The 19,238-nt window shown below is 33.9% G+C and carries 15 protein-coding genes and 1 riboswitch; of the genes, 10 read left to right on the top strand and 5 right to left on the bottom strand.

Translation table 11 applies throughout. From position 1 onward, the window contains the following. Window positions 1-37: 37 nt before the first annotated feature. The 4 genes from Q0770_RS12960 to Q0770_RS12945 are packed head-to-tail and all read right to left on the bottom strand — an operon-like array spanning window position 38 to window position 3,697. Window positions 38-652: a deoxynucleoside kinase gene (locus tag Q0770_RS12960; RefSeq protein ID WP_299117670.1), complete on the bottom strand. Its 615-nt coding sequence runs from the start codon at window positions 650-652 to the stop codon at window positions 38-40. Between the two features lie 3 nt (window positions 653-655). After that, the gene (locus Q0770_RS12955; protein ID WP_299117669.1) at window positions 656-1,438 is read right to left on the bottom strand and encodes a hypothetical protein; all 783 of its coding nucleotides are present in this window, start codon (window positions 1,436-1,438) and stop codon (window positions 656-658) included. A gap of 56 nt (window positions 1,439-1,494) precedes the next feature. Then, on the bottom strand, window positions 1,495-2,178 hold the full coding sequence (locus tag Q0770_RS12950; RefSeq protein WP_299117668.1) for a response regulator transcription factor: 684 nt from the start codon (window positions 2,176-2,178) through the stop codon (window positions 1,495-1,497). Next, window positions 2,171-3,697 (bottom strand): sensor histidine kinase KdpD, encoded by a 1,527-nt coding sequence (locus Q0770_RS12945; protein ID WP_299117666.1) that lies wholly within the window; start codon window positions 3,695-3,697, stop codon window positions 2,171-2,173. The genes Q0770_RS12950 and Q0770_RS12945 overlap by 8 nt, the downstream gene beginning before the upstream one ends. 126 nt (window positions 3,698-3,823) lie before the next feature. On the opposite strand from Q0770_RS12945, the gene Q0770_RS12940 reads away from it, so the two are divergent. The 6 genes from Q0770_RS12940 (at window position 3,824) to Q0770_RS12915 (ending at window position 11,448) form a co-directional block, all read left to right on the top strand. Further along, window positions 3,824-4,195 (top strand): hypothetical protein, encoded by a 372-nt coding sequence (locus Q0770_RS12940; protein WP_299117665.1) that lies wholly within the window; start codon window positions 3,824-3,826, stop codon window positions 4,193-4,195. A gap of 3 nt (window positions 4,196-4,198) precedes the next feature. Then, window positions 4,199-5,050, top strand: a complete 852-nt coding sequence (locus Q0770_RS12935; protein WP_299117664.1) for a GLPGLI family protein — start codon at window positions 4,199-4,201, stop codon at window positions 5,048-5,050. A gap of 92 nt (window positions 5,051-5,142) precedes the next feature. Continuing rightward, window positions 5,143-5,973: a GLPGLI family protein gene (locus Q0770_RS12930; protein WP_299117663.1), complete on the top strand. Its 831-nt coding sequence runs from the start codon at window positions 5,143-5,145 to the stop codon at window positions 5,971-5,973. A 91-nt stretch (window positions 5,974-6,064) separates the two neighbouring features. Then, window positions 6,065-6,937, top strand: a complete 873-nt coding sequence (locus tag Q0770_RS12925; RefSeq protein ID WP_299117662.1) for a GLPGLI family protein — start codon at window positions 6,065-6,067, stop codon at window positions 6,935-6,937. Between the two features lie 45 nt (window positions 6,938-6,982). Then, window positions 6,983-9,763: a carboxypeptidase regulatory-like domain-containing protein gene (locus Q0770_RS12920; protein WP_299117661.1), complete on the top strand. Its 2,781-nt coding sequence runs from the start codon at window positions 6,983-6,985 to the stop codon at window positions 9,761-9,763. 128 nt (window positions 9,764-9,891) lie between these two features. After that, window positions 9,892-11,448, top strand: a complete 1,557-nt coding sequence (locus Q0770_RS12915; RefSeq protein WP_299117660.1) for a M20/M25/M40 family metallo-hydrolase — start codon at window positions 9,892-9,894, stop codon at window positions 11,446-11,448. A gap of 94 nt (window positions 11,449-11,542) precedes the next feature. Here the strand turns inward: Q0770_RS12915 and metK are convergent, their stop codons facing one another. Further along, window positions 11,543-12,799 carry a methionine adenosyltransferase gene (metK, locus tag Q0770_RS12910; protein WP_299117659.1) on the bottom strand — a complete coding sequence of 419 codons (1,257 nt, stop codon included), beginning with the start codon at window positions 12,797-12,799 and terminating at the stop codon, window positions 11,543-11,545. 272 nt (window positions 12,800-13,071) lie between these two features. Beyond that, window positions 13,072-13,197: riboswitch (SAM riboswitch) on the top strand. Window positions 13,198-13,317: 120 nt separating this feature from the next. Here metK and Q0770_RS12905 point away from each other — a divergent pair. From Q0770_RS12905 to metH, 4 genes are read left to right on the top strand one after another with little or no spacing between them, the layout of a single operon-like run. Next, window positions 13,318-14,493 carry a PLP-dependent aspartate aminotransferase family protein gene (locus Q0770_RS12905; protein ID WP_299117657.1) on the top strand — a complete coding sequence of 392 codons (1,176 nt, stop codon included), beginning with the start codon at window positions 13,318-13,320 and terminating at the stop codon, window positions 14,491-14,493. After that, window positions 14,480-15,559, top strand: a complete 1,080-nt coding sequence (locus Q0770_RS12900) for an aspartate kinase (RefSeq protein WP_299117655.1) — start codon at window positions 14,480-14,482, stop codon at window positions 15,557-15,559. Before Q0770_RS12905 ends, Q0770_RS12900 begins: the two co-directional genes overlap by 14 nt. After that, a complete protein-coding gene (locus Q0770_RS12895) occupies window positions 15,556-16,557 on the top strand; it encodes a homocysteine S-methyltransferase family protein (RefSeq protein WP_299117654.1) in 1,002 nt (333 codons plus the stop codon). Before Q0770_RS12900 ends, Q0770_RS12895 begins: the two co-directional genes overlap by 4 nt. Continuing rightward, the gene (gene metH, locus Q0770_RS12890; protein WP_299117653.1) at window positions 16,557-19,238 is read left to right on the top strand and encodes a methionine synthase; all 2,682 of its coding nucleotides are present in this window, start codon (window positions 16,557-16,559) and stop codon (window positions 19,236-19,238) included. The genes Q0770_RS12895 and metH overlap by 1 nt, the downstream gene beginning before the upstream one ends.

Raw genomic sequence — 19,238 nt, 5'->3', positions numbered from 1 at the left:
ATGATATAGATTAACTTAAAGGAAGTAAGAACTAATTTTAGAACAAGCCATTAATTTCTGCATCAATCTTATTAATAATGCCTCCTAAATCTTCAGGATTTGATACAAAATCTAGATTGTCTACATCAATAATTAGAAGGTTGCCTTTGGTATATTTACTAATCCAAGCTTCGTAACGTTCATTAAGACGACTTAAATAATCAATGCTAATTGTGTTTTCGTAATCACGTCCTCTCTTGTGGATTTGAGCAACCAAATTTGGGATAGAGCTACGCAGGTAAATCAATAAATCTGGACCTTTTACAAAAGACTCCATGAGCTCAAAAAGTGATGAGTAATTTTCAAAATCACGATTGGTCATTAGGCCCATTGCATGTAAATTGGGTGCAAAAATAAAAGCATCTTCATAGATGGTTCTATCTTGTATAATGTCTTTTTTTCCTTGCTGAATTTGATTGACTTGTCGAAACCTACTATTTAAGAAATAGACTTGTAAATTAAAACTCCAACGCTCCATTTGATTATAAAAATCATCTAGATATGGATTGTCTACAACATCTTCAAGTTGTGCTTCCCATTTATAGTGTTTGGCTAGTAATTTTGTAAGCGTAGTTTTTCCTGCGCCTATATTCCCCGCAATAGCAACATGCATAATTTATTGTGATTTTAATTGGTAGCGACGTAGCTTTTCGTCGTTGTAAATATACAAGGTTTCATTGGTTACCAAAAACTGATTTATTAACAAATCTGAAGTTTTTAATGGTTTTAAATTTATACTGTTTTTTGGTAGCAAAAACAACCCGTTCTTTTTCTTTAAAACCAAATTAGCTTTGCTAAAAGCCATATCGGTATATCCTTTATTCTCAATTTTATTGATTAAACTTCCAAAATAACTATAGATGTAAAGGTATTGCGTTGTAAGTAAATAACAGTAGTTATAGTCACTTTTCAAATCTAATGCTTGAGATTGAATAGGGACAGTTTTTACACGAGTCTTATTATTGAGATAATCATATAATTCAAGCTGTTGTAAATCTTGATTAAAAAGCCAAAGCGTATTGTCATAGCCAGTAGAAACTAACGATACGTTTTTATAGTCCTGTATTGTATTGAAATCTACTTTTGTGATTTCGGCTAATCGGTTATCTAAAATAATTACCGTATTAAAATCCTGATAAAACAGATTTATTTTTAATGGATTAAAGGTGTTGGCTGAAGTAATTTTACCTAATTGAAAATTAGCATAGCTAATAGTAGTATCTACTGATTTTTTAAAAAAACTTTGATTTTCATCAGAATAATAGAGCGTCCCAAAAGTATCCACGCCAAAAATATCTGCGGCTTTTAAGTCTGTAGATGCTTCAAGCTGAAGTTGAATTTCATCTTGAGCAAAAGCAAAAAATGAAAAACAAAAAATAAGATAAAACAAAGGTTTCATAGTGATTTGAAAAGTACAAAAATCAAACCACAATCACTAAGTCATGGCAATAATCGTTAAACAGTTAGCTTATACCCAAATCCTCGTACATTCAATATTTGAATGCGGTCGTCTTGTTTCAGTTTTTTTCTGAGCTTTGAGATAAAGACATCCATGCTTCTGGCTGAGAAAAAGTCGTCTGTTCCCCAAAGTTTATTCAGGATTAAGGAGCGATCTAAGACACTGTTTTTATTTTTAATTAAATGAAATAATAAATGTGCTTCGCGATGTGTTAATTGAATAGTCTCTTCGGATTTATAAGTCAATAATTGTTTCGGGAAATCAAACGTATAATCACCAATAGTTAAAACATCTGCTGTTTTTTGAAGCTTGGTTCTATTAATGAGATTATGAATCCTCACAATAAGCTCTTCCATACTAAAAGGCTTTTTTAGATAGTCATTACCACCAATGGTAAATCCCTCAACTACATCTTGGGTTTGAGATTTTGCAGTTAAGAAAATGATAGGAATTGTGTTATCAATTTTGCGAACATCTTTAGCTAAAGTAAAGCCATCTTTTTTAGGCATCATTACGTCTAAAACTAGAATTTCGGGGCTTTCGGTTTTATAGGTTTTAAAAGCTTTATCACCATCTTCACAGAGTAAAACTTCAAAATCTCGAGTCTCTAAACTCTCTTTTATAATTTGCCCTAAAGCGGCTTCATCTTCCGCTAATAATATTTTTATAGGATCAGCCATTTGGTAATTCTATTTTAAAAGTGGTGAGTTTATTATTAAGGTCTAAGCTAATACTTCCGTTGTGTTTTTCAATGATACTTTTGGTATAATATAAGCCAATACCAAAACCTTTAATATCATGTTTATTGCCTTTTGGGACGCGATAAAATTTCTCAAAAATACGCTCTTTACTTGCTTTTGTTAAGCTAGTGCCATTATCTGAAATATTAATATTGAAGCTGTTTTTGTTCGGAATCAAATCTACAGTAATCATATCACCACCATATTTTATGGCATTATCTAAAATGTTATTCAATGCATTTTCAAAATGAAAAATATCAACCTTTGCATTTAGATTTTTAACCTTAAAACTTGTCTGTATAGTCTTAGTTGTGTTATGCGATTGGTATCTTGAACTTAGTGAGGTTAATAAAGTTACAATATCTATATCTTCTTTGTTGAGGTCTAAGCTCTCACTATCTAAAGTTGCGGTTTCTAATAGTTTTTCAACCATGAGATTCAACTTTGATAATTGCCCAGAAGACATATCAATATACTTTTTGGTTTTCTCCTTATCGTCTATAACATTAAAGCTATTAATACCTTCTAAAGCTACGCCAATTGTGGCTATTGGTGTTTTAAATTCGTGCGTAATATTACTGATTAAATCATTTTTCACTTCGGCCAATTGCTTTTGTTGGTTAATGATTTTTAGCAAATAAAATAAACAGGCAATGACGCTTAAAACCAACAAGATTGAGATACTTATTCCGCCTAACATTCGGCCTAAAATGACCTTAGTTTCGTTAGTGAAATCCACTTTTAAATCGGCTTCTTCTGGCAAGAAAGTAGATTCGGAAAAAACGCTAAGACGAAAGTCATCTTTAAAGTGTGTGCTATCCGTTTCAACAATAATTATATCATCAGGGAATGCACCTTTCTTTTCTGGAGCTTCATATTTTAGTTTGTAATCTACGTTAATGTTTTTGCGCTGGAGTTCTTTTTTTAGTAGCGTGTCAACGACTTTTAGATTTAAAGTATCGTTGGTTATAGATACCATGACTTTGGAGGTGAGCATTTTAAAATTACTAAATGTAGCATCAGGATATTTTTGTTTCAACTCTTTTACTTTAAGACCAAAATCATCAATATTGTGCTTCTTTTGTGCTGCCATCATAGAATCTGCACTAAATCCTGTAAATACCGCTAGGCTTTTTATTTCACTTGTGTCAATTGAGTCAATGGACTTAATTGTACCATTCTTTTCATCTATATTTTCTAATATTTTAGTAAAAGGACTATCATCTTCAAATAACTTATCCGTAGAGGTTTCTTCAAAAGAAAAACCGACGCGAGTTTCTTTGGCTAAATTTGCATAATAGTCGTCTACAGCTTTATCCAAACTTACCTGTACATCATTAATAAGTTGTTGCTTATTGGTGAGATAGTTTTTGTAATTCCAATAAATCTGAATACCTATTGTAGCAACGATTACAAGCGTAATTGTATACAATATATATTTATAGCGTTTATCATTCATACTTCAAAAGTAGATGTTATTCTCAATCTAGACTAATCGGTTAACAGACGTTAACGTTGATTAACTTTAAAACTAAGAACAAGTTGTCATATTTGTGGTGTACTAATCAAAAAACAAAAAAATAAAATGAAGAACTTAATTACAGTATTAGCATTATGTCTTTCTGCATCGATTTTTGCTCAATCTCAAAACATTAAAGGCGAAGTAAACGTGTCTGATGTAAAAGTTGAAAACGTAAAAATTGAAGTAGAAGTAGATTCGGTTGAAGAAATAGAGTCTACATTTACAATTGAAGATTTTAAACAACTATTAGACGAAACTGAAGAAGGAGAAGACCTTACTTTTAAAATTAAATGTAATGGCAAAAAAATGCCTAATGGTCTTAAGTCTAGCATGAGTTATGAAGTTAAAGGCAATACTAGTGACAAAGAAAGTTTTCTTAAAAATGTGACTAAACTTAGAAAAGCAGCAATTAAATATTATCAATCAAAAAAATAAAATATGAAAACAATTATTAGAGCAGTCTTAGTTATGGCGTTGGTTTTTACCAGTGCCAATGCGCAAGATTTTCAGGGAATGGCAGTTTATAAAACTAGTCGTAAAATGGATATTAAATTAGACAGTACACAAGTGAATGACGAAATGCAAAAGCAAATGCAGGCAATGCTTCGTAAGCAATTTCAGAAAACATTTACCCTGTCTTTTGATAAAGAAGCATCAGTATATAAGGAAGATGAAGCTTTAGCACCACCACAAGTAGGAGGCGGAAATATCCAAGTTATGGTTATCGGTGACGGTGGTGGTGGAGATATTTTGTACAAAAACACAAAAGATAATCGCTTCACGGATCAGAAAGATGTTTACGGAAAAATCTTTTTGGTAAAAGACAAATTAAAGCCAATTGAGTGGAAACTAGAATCTGAAACAAAGTTTATCGGTGAGTATCAATGCTATAAAGCTACATTTACTAGAGAGATTGAAGTAGTTAAAAGTTCTAGTGTGAGCTCATCTATGGGTGATGATGAAAGAGATATAAAAACCGAAAAGGAAACCCAAACTGTTACAGCGTGGTATACACCTAACATTCCAGTAAATAACGGTCCAGGTAATTACTATGGTTTGCCAGGATTAATTTTGGAGGTTAGTACAGAAAATATGCAAATTATCTGTAGTAAAATTGTTTTAAATCCAGAAAAGAAAGTAAGTATTGATGAACCCACAAAAGGAAAGAAAATTAATCAAGAAAATTACGACGAGATTATGAGGAAGAAGCAGAAAGAGATGATGGAGCGTTATACACCAAGAAGAGGTAGCCGCGATGGTGAAAATGTTCAAATCAGAATTGGTGGGTAATTTTAGACTTTGTTAATGTTTTGGTAAACAGAATAATGCTTGTTCAATGATTATGTAAATTTGTTAAACAAAAATATCAACTTTATATTATCATGAAATCAATTCTTTTCAAATTAGGCGTTTTAATAATCTTAGTAGCTTTTTCCTTTAAAGGCGAAGCTCAAGAGTTTCAAGGCAAAGCATATTACTTTTCAAAATCTAAAATGGATTTAGGGCGTTGGGGTGCTCGATTAAGCGAAGCTCAAAAAAAGCAAGTTGCAGCACGTATGAAGAATAGGTTGGAAAAAACTTATGTCTTAACATTTAATAAAACAGAATCGTTTTTTAAAGAAGATGAAAAATTAGACGCCATGTCTGGAGCAACTGATTCTTGGGGAAAAAACTTTGCTCAAGGCGATCAGTATAAAAATGTAAAGGATAATCAGTTAGTGCAAAGCCAAGAGTTTTATGGTAAGAAGTTTTTAGTAAAAGATAAGCTTCAAAAAATAGAATGGAAAATGGGCTCAGAAACTAAACAAATAGGTAATTATACCTGTTTTAAGGCTATGGCTTTAATACCAACAGACGAATTATCATGGTATAATTTTTCTTGGGACATGATGAGAAGAAATACTCCACAAACAGATTCTACTGGAGCAGTTAAAGTGCCAGAAATAAAAATGACTCAGGTTGAAGCTTGGTATTCACCACAAATTCCTGTTGGTCATGGGCCTTCAGAATTTTGGGGCTTACCAGGGTTAATTTTAGAAGTTAGTATGGATGACACCACTATGTTATGTTCTAAAATTGTAATCAATCCTAAAGAGACTATTGAGATTGAAGCACCAAAGCGAGGTGAGGAAATCAACAAAAAAGATTACCAAGCTACTGTTATAGAAAAGATGCAAGATTTTAGAAACAATAGAGGTCGCCGTAGAGGCTAATTTCTTTAACTCAAGTTTAACATAGTCCGATTTAACTTTTCGTTATTTCACGAGTCTTAATGTAAGTAACATTAAGTTAAAACATAATAAGATGAAATTATCTCTACTAAAAACACTTGCACTTTCATTCATAGTATGTGTAAGTTCAATCTCTTTTGGTCAACAGTCTTTTCAAGGAAAAGCCTATTATCAAACAAAAACTACCATGGATGTGAGTCAATTTGGTGGTGGACGCCAGTTAAGTCCAGATCAAATTAAACGTATCGAAGATAGAATGAAGAGTTTCCTTGAAAAACAGTATACACTTGTTTTTAATAAAGAAGAATCTATATACAAAGAAGAAGAGCGTCTAGAAGCACAGGGCTCTGGTGGTTTTGGAGGATTTGCAAGTAGTTTTACAGGCGGTCCAAAATATAAAAATGTGAAGTCTAAAGAATTATTACAAGATCAAGAGTTTTTTGGTAAGAAATTCTTAATCAAGGATGAGTTAATAGATTTAGAATGGAAAATGGGAACAGAAACTAAGCAGATTGGTAACTACACTGCTTTCAAAGCTACAGCAACTAAACCTGTTACTGGTTTCGATTGGCGAAGCATGAGAAGAAGAGGTAATAACAATGAGAAGAAAAAAGACTCTACAAGTAAAGCATCTAATGACCCAATAGATGAGATAGAAATACCAAAAACAGTTGAAGTTACGGCATGGTATACACCTCAAGTTCCTATAAACCAAGGCCCAGATGATTTTTGGGGGTTGCCAGGTTTAATATTAGAAGTCAACTTTGATCGTACTACAATTTTGTGCACAAAAATTGTAATGAACCCTAAAGAAAAAGATATAATAGATAAACCTAGTAAAGGAGAAGTTGTAACTCAAGAAGAATACACAAAAATTACTACGGAAAAGATGCAAGAGTTTAGAGACAGTCGAGGACGTGGACGTGGAAGAGGCAGGCGAAACTAATTCTTAATTATTTCATCATCAATTAAAACTAACAACCAGAGAAAAATGAAAAAAATTATAACGCTACTAGCACTAATAGTAGCAATAAGCTCCTATTCGCAAGTTAAACTTTCGGGAGTAGTAAAAGATAGTATTGGCCAACCTCTAGAACTTGCTAATGTTATTGCAATAAATCAAGAGACAAAAGCACTAGAATCCTATGGAATTACTGATAGTAAGGGTTCATATAAGCTTTCACTTGGAAAAAACGGAAAGTATAATTTGCAAGTCACTTACATTGGTATGAAAACCATTAATATGGTTGTTGAAACTAAAGAGGCAGATATCAAGAAAGACTTTACTATGATGTTGGACAATGCTCTAGATGCTGTTGAGTTAACTTACGAGATGCCTGTTACAATAAAAGGAGATACCATTGTGTACAATGCAGATTCTTTTAAAAATGGCTCCGAACGGAAACTTGGTGACGTACTCGAGAAACTACCCGGTGTAGAAATTAATGATAATGGTCAGATTGAAGTAGAAGGCAATGTTGTACAGAAAGTCACTGTAAATGGGAAAGATTTTTTTGATGGCGACTCTAAATTAGCGACTGAAAACATCCCGTCAAATGCCGTAGATAAGATAGAGGTTTTACGTAACTTCTCTGAAGTTGGACAATTAAGAAGTGTACAAAACAATCAGAATAATGTTGCTATAAATATTAAGCTTAAAGAAGGAAAAGAAAACTTCTGGTTTGGAGATATTACTGCTGGCGTAGGCTCAGCACCTTCACCAAACGACGAATTGTATTTGGTACAGCCCAAACTATTTTACTACAGTCCGAAATACAGTGTTAATGTTATTGGCGATATGAATAATATTGGTGAGCCAGCTTTGTCTAATAGAGATGTAAGAAACTTTGGCGGTGGTTTTAGAGCACCGAGTAGAGACAGTGGCACAAACTTAAATCTTGGAAATAATGGGCTAAATGGTTTAGCTAATTCCAGAAATGCGCAGCAAGTAGAATCAAAATTATTAGCAACTAACTTTAGCTATTCACCAAATAAGGCTTTAGATTTAAGTGGGTTCTTAATTTATAATACAACGCGATTAAGAACACGTCAAGAAAGTTTTATACGTTACACAGATCCAGATTTAGGAATACCTGATGAGGAGACCATCAATACTGGTAGAGAAGCATCTGATCAAGGCCTGGTAAAACTAAGTGCATCCTACAAGCCAAACGTAAATAATCAATTAGATTATGATGTATTGGCGCAGTTGTCAAAAGATTCTGAACGTCAGACCGAGATTTCTTCTGTAATAGGTACAACGACTCAGTTAGATGAGGTGTCACCTTTTAGTATCAACCAGAATTTAAACTATTATTATACGCTTAATGAGAATAATATTTTCGCCTTTGAAGCGCAACATTTAATTAAAGACGAAGACCCATTTTACGATGCGTTTTTAAATAATGACCCAACAAATAATGATAACGGTTTTGGAAATATTCCACCAGCTGTAGACGAGGATGCTTATGACGAAACTGCAGAGCAATTAGGCTTAGACAGAAGTTTAAATTTTTATAATCTTGGACAAAACCAACGCGTAAAGTCTAATCAATTAGATGCCAAATTAGATTACTATAATATTTTAAATCCTAAAAGTAACATCAGTTTCACTTTAGGAACTATTGTAAGTCGACAGGATTATAACTCTAATATTTTTCAGTTTTTAGATCAAAATGACCCTAGTAATACTCAAGATGCAAACCCTACAATTGATGATTTAGATGGCAACCCACTTGGAGCAGTTAATGATACACAGTACAATTTTAGTGATGTGTATGTAGCAACGCGTTATAATGTGAGAACAGGCAAATTTACATTTAGACCTGGAGTTTCTTTACATGCATATGGTAACCAAAACACACAATTTGGAAACGAATTTAAAGACAATTTCTTTAGGGTATTACCAGAGTTTGAAGCTCGTGTGCAGTTCAAAAAATCAGAAAGCCTTCAGTTTAATTATAGAATGAGCAATCAATTTACAGATGTAACTAACCTTGCCGAAGGATTGGTGCTTAATAATTTTGATGCTTTAGCTTATGGTAATTCTGAATTGCAAAATGGATTGTCTCATAACCTTCGTTTATTTTACAGAAGTTTCAACTTGTTTAATAATACCAATGTCTTTGCATTTGTAAATTATAACAAAAACATTGACCAAATTAGAACTATTGCGGATTTTGAGAATGTTATTACCACGAGTACATTTTTTAATTCGCAGTTCGCAGATGAGACTTTAACAGCATCTGGTCGATGGGATAAAAGATTTGGTAAAATAAGAACAGCCTTACGAGCTACTTTTAATTACAGTTTACGTAATCAGTTTATACAAGGTAGACAATCTACAAACGAAACGTTTTCGCAATCGTATAGGCCGGAGTTTAGAACCAATTTTAGAGAGGCACCAAATGTGAGACTACGTTATGAATATACAGTAAGTAATACAGATCAAGGTACGCGTAGTACAAAGATTATTACCAATGCGCCCTCTATACGTTTTGATGCCTACATCTGGGATTCAGTAACATTTGTAACAGATTACACATACAGGAATCAAGATGTAGAAGGTGTATCAGAATCTTTCCAAACCTGGAGTGCTAGATTGGGTTATCGTAAAGATCGTGATGCTAAGTGGGAATATGAGATTAGAGCCAACAATATCCTTAATATTGATGCTAATATTAATAATAACGTTGGTAATTTCTCAGTGTCTAATTCTGCAACATTCTTACAACCACGTTTTATAACGTTTAGAGCTATTTATACATTATAGTATAAGCTAATAGATATATGTTAAAGCTCATTGTACTTTGTGTATAATGAGCTTTTAACTTTTATAGATTTTAGATGTGAAGCAATTATTGTAATTTGTTGCTTTAACCAATTTAAGCACTAAAGTTTATGAAACGCATTTTAGTTTTGTTTATTCTTGTTTTTGCATTTAGCTTCTCTAATGTAATAGCACAAGACAAAGACCCAATTATTGAAAGTATAGTAAAAGAAGCTAATGAAAATTCTCAATTAGAAAGTATCGGACATGAGCTAATGGATGTTGTAGGTCCAAGATTAGTAGGTACACCACAGATGCTCAATGCACATAACTGGGCGATAGAAAAATATAAGTCTTGGGGTATCGATGCCAAAAAAGAAAAATGGGGCGAATGGCGTGGTTGGGAACGTGGTATTACGCATATCGATATGCTAGAGCCACGTGTGCAATCTTTAAAAGGCACACAATTGGCTTGGAATCCAAGTACAGGTTCAGAAGGTGTTACTGCTGAGGTTATAACATTACCAAAGAACATTAAAGATTCTATTTCATTTAAGAAATGGTTGCCTAAAGTAAAAGGAAAGCTGGTTTTAATATCTATGAAACAGCCAACAGGTCGACCAGATTATAATTGGGAAGAGTTTGCTACAGAAGAATCTTTTCAAAAAATGAAAGATGAAAGAGACGTACAAACTAAAGAGTGGCGAGCTAATATTGGACGTTCGGGATATAACACAAGATCAATTATTGCTGTATTAGAAGATGCTGGTGCTGCAGGTATTGTAGCTAGTAGATGGTCTAGAGGTTTTGGAGTTAATAAAATATTTAGTGCTCGTACAAAGAAAATTCCAACAGTAGATTTAGAATTAGAGGATTATACAATGTTGTATCGTCTCGCCGAATCTGGAAATACGCCAAAACTCAAAATTGTTGCTGAATCTAAAGAATTAGGGCGTGTACCTACATTTAATACCATTGCTGAGATTAAAGGTTCTGAAAAACCAGATGAATACATAATATTATCGGCCCATTTCGATTCTTGGGATGGAGGTACAGGAGCCACAGATAATGGTACGGGTACTTTAGTAATGATGGAGGCGATGCGTTTATTAAAAAAGCATTATCCAAATCCAAAGCGTACAATTATAGCAGGGCATTGGGGAAGTGAAGAACAAGGGCTAAACGGCTCTAGAGCTTTTGTAGAAGATCACCCTGATGTTGTTGATGGATTACAAGCCTTATTTAATCAAGATAATGGTACTGGTCGTGTTGTACGTATTTCTGGCGGTGGATTTCTAAACTCATACGATTATTTATCACGTTGGTTATATGCAGTGCCAAAAGATATCACCAAGCATATAGAAACAACCTTTCCTGGTATTCCGGGTGGAGGTGGCTCTGACTATGCCTCATTTTTAGCTAAAGGTGCACCTGCGTTTAATTTAAGTGCACTAAACTGGTCTTACTGGAATTATACATGGCATACTAACAGAGATACTTACGATAAGATTATTTTTGATGATGTAAAAAATAATGCCATATTAACAGCAATTTTAGCTTATATGGCATCTGAAGATGCTGAGAAAACGTCTAGAGATCAGATTGTATTACCAATAAACCCAAGAACAGGAAAACAACGGACTTGGCCAACACCACGCTCCCCAAACCGTGATGGTGGTAGAAACTAAAAATTAGTTATACTAAATTAGAAGGCCTTCTCCGGTCACTGAGCAAAGTCGAAGTGGAGAAGGCTTTTATATATCTATAATCAGCAGCTTTCAATTATAAATCAAAAGCAGCTTTCACCTTATCGACATAATCTAACTTTTCCCATGTAAATGTTTCGACAGTTTCAGTAACTTCTTGCCCCATTGGGTTTTTAAACGTTAGTGTCTTAACTTCTGGTGTACGTCCCATATGTCCGTAAGCTGCAGTTTCAGAATAAATTGGTGTTCTTAATTTTAAGCGCTGCTCAATAAAATATGGACGCATATCAAAAATTGACTCTACTATTTTACTAATCTCACCATCTGTTTTATCTACCGTTGCTGTACCGTAAGTTTCAACATTAATACTCGTAGGTTTTGCAACACCAATAGCATAACTCACCTGTACTAATACTTCTTTACATAAACCAGCAGCCACTAAGTTTTTAGCAATATGTCTTGTAGCATATGCACCTGACCTATCAACTTTACTTGGGTCTTTTCCTGAAAAAGCACCACCACCATGTGCACCTTTTCCTCCATAAGTATCTACAATAATTTTACGACCTGTTAAGCCTGTGTCACCATGTGGTCCACCAATTACAAACACTCCTGTAGGATTAATATGGTAAGTAATATTATCTGTAAATAATTTTTGAATATGAGCTGGTAATTTAGCAACTACTCGTGGTATTAAAATTTCCACGATGTCCTTTTTAATTTGCACTAACATTGCGTCGTCACTAGTATCAAAATCATCATGTTGTGTCGATAACACAATAGCATCAATACGCTGAGGTACATTATCGTCACTATACTCAATAGTCACCTGAGATTTAGCATCAGGGCGCAAATAGGTGATGTCTTTATTTTCGCGACGTAATTCTGCCAATTCAGTTAACAATCTATGAGACAGCTCTAAAGCTAAGGGCATATAATTTTCGGTTTCGTCAGTGGCATAACCAAACATCATACCTTGGTCACCAGCACCTTGGTCTTCAGGATTTGCTCTTTCAACACCTTGATTAATGTCAGGAGATTGTTCATGAATTGCAGATAAAACACCACAAGAACTACCATCAAACATATACTCGCTTTTAGTGTAACCAATTTTATTAATCACATCTCTTGCAATTTGCTGTACATCTAAATATGTATCAGATTTTACTTCTCCAGCTAAAACAACTTGTCCAGTTGTTACTAGGGTCTCACAAGCGACTTTAGAGTTCTTGTCAAAAGCTAAAAAGTTATCGATTAAAGCATCACTAATCTGATCTGCTACTTTGTCTGGGTGTCCTTCAGAAACACTTTCTGAAGTAAATAAATACGCCATATTTTATTTTCTTATTTTGAAGATTTGACGTAATAGTATGGAAAGCATAACACTGTCTTTAGCAATTTTTTCCAGAGGTTGCAATCAGTCAAATCATTCCTCTTAATTATTTCGGTGCAAAAGTACAAATTTATATCAAATTAAAAAGAGTAATCTTCTTAACTAATTATTAAAGCTTATGATGTTAAAAAATAATAAAGTCAAAAAAAGATTTGGATTTTAAACTTTAATAATTGAATATTTGTACTCACAAAGTTCAAAACTTTATTGAAATGTTATCAAGAAAGGTGGAGGGATTAGACCCGTTGAAGCCTTAGCAACCCTTAAGCTTATTAAGAAGGTGCTAAATTCTACTTGAAGACGCGAATCATTTCTCGCCAACTCAGGATAGATAACCCAAATGCAAATACGCGCGATATTTGTATCAATTTCTTATAACATTTTTCTATTAAGTATGTCTCTCTGAGACTTATTTGACTTTTGGTTTAATTATTTATTAACTCAAAAAAATTAGAAAAATGAGTGCTACAAAAATTATTCATTCAATTCCAAGCGACCCATTAACGGGCGCTATTTCGGTACCTGTGTACCAAACATCAACCTTTGTTCAAGAAGCGCCAGGCGTTAATAAAGGTTTCGATTACGCAAGAAGTAATAACCCAACACGTCAAGTTTTACAAGATGTTGTTGCTAAACTTGAAGGCGGCGATGCAGCTTTTGCCTTTGCAACAGGCTTGGCAGCTATTGATGCTGTTTTAAAATTATTATCTGCGGGAGATGAAATCATCGCTGTAGATGATATTTATGGAGGTGCTTATCGGTTATTTACCCATGTATACGAAAAACTCGGTGTAAAAGTAAATTATGTAGATACTACAGATGCCGAAAACGTTGCTAAGGTAATTAGCAGTAAAACCAAATTAGTATGGATAGAATCACCAACAAATCCTACACTCAAAGTTTCGGATATTAAAACTATAAGTGAGATTGCTAAGAGTGTAAATGCACTTTTGGTAGTTGATAATACATTTGCAAGTCCAATTGCGCAGCAGCCAATTTCTTTAGGAGCGGATATCATTATTCATAGTGGCACTAAATATATTGGTGGTCACTCAGATTTAGTCGCTGGTTTAGTGATTACTAAAGCTCAGGAGCTTTCTGAGAAACTGAAGTTTATTCAGAATGCTTCAGGAGGAATTTTAGGACCTTGGGATTGCTTTTTAACCATTAAAGGAATAGAAACTCTAGAAATTCGTTATAAAGAACAGTGCAAAAATGCTTTTGCTGTAGCGGCATTTTTAACAAATCACGAAGCTGTAGAAGAAGTCTATTATCCAGGTTTAGTAAGTCATAAAAATCATGAGATAGCCAAACACCAACAAAACGGATTATTTGGTGGAATAGTATCTTTTACTCTAAAAAATGACACTCAGGATGCTGCAAATGAATTTGTGACTAATACTGAGTATTTTAAATTGGCAGAAAGCCTAGGAGGAGTTAAGAGTCTATTGTGTCATCCGCCGCAAATGACCCATGCATCAATACCAAGAGAAAAACGCTTACAATCGGGTATAAAAGATTCATTAATAAGATTGTCTTGTGGTATAGAGGAAGTTCAAGATTTAATTTCGGATTTAGAACAAGCTTTTACTAAAGTATCTCATTTAAAACCTAAAGAATATGTCAAGTCATAAAACTATAAATTTGGTTGTATTTGGGATTGGGAATGTTGGTAGTACATTTATCAATCAAGTAAAGGCAGCAAAAAAGAGGCTAAAAGAGCATTCAAACCTGGACATCCAGATTCCTATTATAGCTAATTCTAAACTAGTTTTTTTTAATCCTGAAGGAATAGAATGTACTTGGGAATCTAACTTTGAAATTTCTTCAACTAAATATAAGATTTCTGAAATTATTCTGAGTATAAAGAGAAAACAACTAGAAAATGTAATTGTAATTGATGCCACAGCAAGTAAAGATTTAGTTAACCATTACAATGCTTTTGTAGAGCATGGGTTTCATATTGTGTCGGCAAATAAGTTAGGTAATACTTTAGATTTTAACTTTTATAAAGCATTAAGAGATAATTTAAAACTGCATAACAAATCATTTCTTTACGAAACTAATGTTGGTGCAGGTTTGCCAGTTATTGAAACTGTTAAAAACTTGTATGATTCAGGTGAAAATATTAATAGAATAAGAGGGGTGTTTTCAGGGTCGTTGAGTTATGTATTTAATACATTCTCTTCTGAAGATGAATCATTTTCTAAGGTGCTTAAAAAAGCATCACATTTGGGTTTGACAGAACCAGATGCACGTGAAGATTTATCAGGAAAAGATGTGGCTAGAAAGTTGTTGATTTTAGCGCGTGAGTTAGATTTAGATGTGGAACTTAACAATGTAAAAATTGAATCTTTAGTACCAAAAGTGTTAAATGGAAAAACAACCAAAGCACAATTTTATGAACGCATTTCTGAGCTTGATAACCCCTTTCAGAATAGAAAAAAAGAATTGCAAAATCATCAGGTTCTCCGCTATGTCGGAGAGCTTGATGTAGCAAAAAAGCAATTAGAAGTAAAATTAATAGCTGAAGATAGACAAACACCTCTGGGACAGTTAAAAGGTTCGGATTCAATTTTTGAAATATATACCGACTCTTATAATGATAGACCATTAGTGATTCAAGGCGCTGGAGCAGGAAAAGAAGTAACAGCAAGGGGGTTGTTTTCAGATATTATTAAGATAGCTAATACCATATGAATAGGATAAAAGAAGAAATACAAAAACGAATTCTGGTTCTAGATGGCGCTATGGGTACTATGTTACAGCGACATAGTTTTACCGAAGAAGATTTTAGAGGTAAGCGATTTAAAGATTACCCATCTCCTTTACAAGGTAATAATGATTTATTATCATTAACACAGCCCGAAGCTATTGCAGATGTGCATAGACAATATTTTGAAGCGGGTGCAGACATTGTGGAAACCAATACATTTTCTGGTACAACTATCGCAATGGCTGATTATAATATGGAAGACTTGGTTTATGAGCTAAATTTTGAATCTGCAAAAATTGCAAAAGCTGTAGCCGAAGAATTTACAAGCAAAAACCCTAAAAAACCTCGATTTGTAGCTGGAAGTATTGGGCCAACAAATCGTACAGCTAGTTTATCACCAGATGTTAACAAACCTGAATATCGAGCGGTTACTTTTGAAGAATTGAGAAAAGCCTACAAGCAACAAGTAGAAGCATTAATTGATGGTGGTGTAGATGTGCTTTTAGTCGAAACCATCTTTGATACGCTTAATGCAAAAGCAGCGTTATTTGCTATTGAAGAAGTCAAGGAAGAAAAAAATATTGATATTCCAATTATGGTATCAGGTACTATTACTGACGCTTCAGGTAGAACACTTTCTGGACAAACGGTTGAAGCATTTTTAACTTCAATATCGCATATTCCGTTATTAAGTGTTGGTTTTAATTGTGCTTTAGGAGCAGAACAATTACAGCCTTATTTGCAACGATTGTCTAACGAAACAGAATTTTACACATCAGCCCATCCAAATGCAGGACTACCAAATGCTTTTGGTGAGTATGATGAGACTCCAGAAGAAATGCAATCATATATAGAGAACTACCTTAAGGACGATTTGATAAATATTATTGGTGGTTGTTGTGGCACAAATCCTGAGCACATAAAAGCAATTGCTAATGTGGCATCAAAATACAAACCAAGACAAATACAAGTTGTAGCATAATGGTAGATAGTGATTGTAAAAAATATTTAACTCTATCAGGTCTAGAACCTCTTGTGGTTACTCCTGAATCTAACTTCATTAATGTTGGAGAGCGAACTAATGTTACAGGCTCACGTAAATTTCTTAGGTTGATTAAAGAAGAGAAATTTGAAGAAGCCTTAAGTGTTGCTAGAGATCAAGTGGAAGGCGGCGCACAAATTATTGATGTTAATATGGATGAAGGGATGCTCGATGGTGTGCAGGCGATGACAACCTTTCTAAATCTTATTGCATCTGAGCCAGATATTGCTCGTGTTCCTATTATGATTGATAGTTCTAAATGGGAAATTATAGAAGCAGGTTTACAAGTTGTACAAGGTAAAAGTGTTGTGAATTCTATTAGCTTAAAAGAAGGCGAAGCACAATTTAAACATCAAGCCAAGTTAGTAAAACGTTATGGTGCTGCTGTAATAGTTATGGCTTTTGACGAAAAAGGACAAGCAGATACTTACGAAAGACGTATTGAAATCTGTAAACGCTCTTACGATATTTTGGTAAATGAGGTAGACTTTCCAGCTCAGGATATCATCTTTGACCCAAATATTTTCCCAGTAGCCACAGGAATGGACGAGCATCGAAAAAATGCATTAGATTTCTTTAATGCTACTAAATGGATTCGTGAAAATTTGCCATATGCTAATGTTTCTGGAGGCGTGAGTAATGTGTCGTTTAGTTTTCGCGGAAATAATACCGTGCGTGAGGCCATGCATTCTTCATTTTTGTATCATGCTATAAAAAATGGAATGAACTTAGGTATTGTAAACCCAACAATGCTAGAGATTTACGATCAGATTGATGGTGAACTTTTAGAACGAGTTGAAGATGTGCTATTCGATAGAAGAGATGATGCTACTGAACGTTTATTAGACTTTGCAGAAACTGTAAAAGGCAGTAAGAAAGAAGATTTAGAAACTATTCAAGAATGGCGAAATGGCAAATTGCAAGACAGAATAACTCACGCTTTAGTCAAAGGTATAGATACATATATAGTTGAAGACGTAGAAGAAGCTAGACTATCTGTTTCTAGACCAATCGAAGTGATTGAAGGACATTTAATGACAGGGATGAATGTAGTTGGAGATTTATTTGGTAGTGGAAAAATGTTCTTGCCCCAAGTTGTAAAATCGGCTCGTGTAATGAAAAAAGCTGTAGCTTATTTACAACCATTTATTGAGGCAGAAAAAGATGGAAAACAAGAATTCGCTGGTAAGATTTTAATGGCAACAGTAAAAGGTGATGTTCATGATATAGGTAAAAATATAGTAAGTGTGGTGTTGGGTTGTAATAATTATGAAATTATCGACTTAGGAGTTATGGTGCCTCCAGAAAAAATTATTGAAACCGCTGTAAAAGAACAGGTCGATGTTATTGGTCTAAGTGGATTAATTACGCCGTCTTTAGACGAAATGGTTTATGTCTCTAAAGAATTAGAAAAACAGAATATTAAAATCCCATTAATAATTGGTGGCGCAACAACAAGCAAAGCTCATACGGCAGTAAAAATAGCACCACATTATCAAAACACAGTAATTCATATCAACGATGCATCTCGTGCTGTAACAGTTGTTGGAGATTTATTGCAAGAGAATAATACATTGTACAAAAATCAAATAAGAGAAGAGTATAATAAGTTTCGTGAGCAATTTTTAACCCGTGGAAAGAGAAAAGAATATTTGTCAATTGAAGACGCTCGTAAAAATAAATATAAAATTGATTGGGAAGCTAATGAAATAGTAAAGCCAAAACAGTTAGGAATTCAAGTTATCGAAGAATTCAATATTCAAAAACTTGAAGCCTATATCGATTGGTCCCCTTTTTTTAGGAGCTGGGATTTGCATGGTAGATACCCTGACATTTTAGAAGACGAAATTGTAGGTAAACAAGCCACGGAATTATTTGTAGATGCTCGAGAATTATTAAAACGAGTCTTTGATGAAAAACTCCTAAAAGCTAAAGCTATATTTGGAATATTTCCAGCAAATACAGTAAATGATGATGATATAGAAGTTTATAATGAACAAGGAAAAGTTCAGAATACATTTTTAACGCTTAGGCAACAACTTAAAAAAAGAGAAAGCGTTCCAAATTATGCATTAGCTGATTTTATTGCACCCAAAAAAACTGGAATACAAGATTATATGGGTGCATTTTGTGTGACAACAGGATTTGGCACTAAAGCACTAGCAGAGCAATTTGAGGCTGATAACGATGATTATAATTCCATTATGATTAAGGCATTAGCAGATCGTTTAGCTGAAGCCTTTGCCGAATATTTGCATAAAGAAGTAAGAACAAAATATTGGGGGTATGCATCAAGTGAAAACTTAACAAATCAAGAATTAATAGCTGAAGAATATAAAGGCATTAGACCAGCACCAGGTTATCCAGCTTGCCCTGACCATTTAGAAAAAAATACAATTTGGAAACTATTGGATGTCGAAAAAAACATTGGCGTAAAGCTTACAGAGAGTTTAGCAATGTGGCCAGCAGCTAGTGTTAGTGGCTATTATTTTGGAAACAAAGAAGCTAAGTATTTTGGCTTGGGTAAAATCACCCAAGATCAATTAAAAGATTACGCTAATAGAAGAGAAATAAGTATAGAACAGGCTCAAAAGTGGTTAAACCCAAATCTAGTAGATTAA

Origin of the sequence: uncultured Winogradskyella sp. (assembly GCF_947501905.1) — a bacterium.
Lineage (GTDB): Bacteria > Bacteroidota > Bacteroidia > Flavobacteriales > Flavobacteriaceae > Winogradskyella.
Note: the sequence above shows the minus strand (reverse complement) of the source record. Positions and strands in the feature narration are given on the sequence as shown.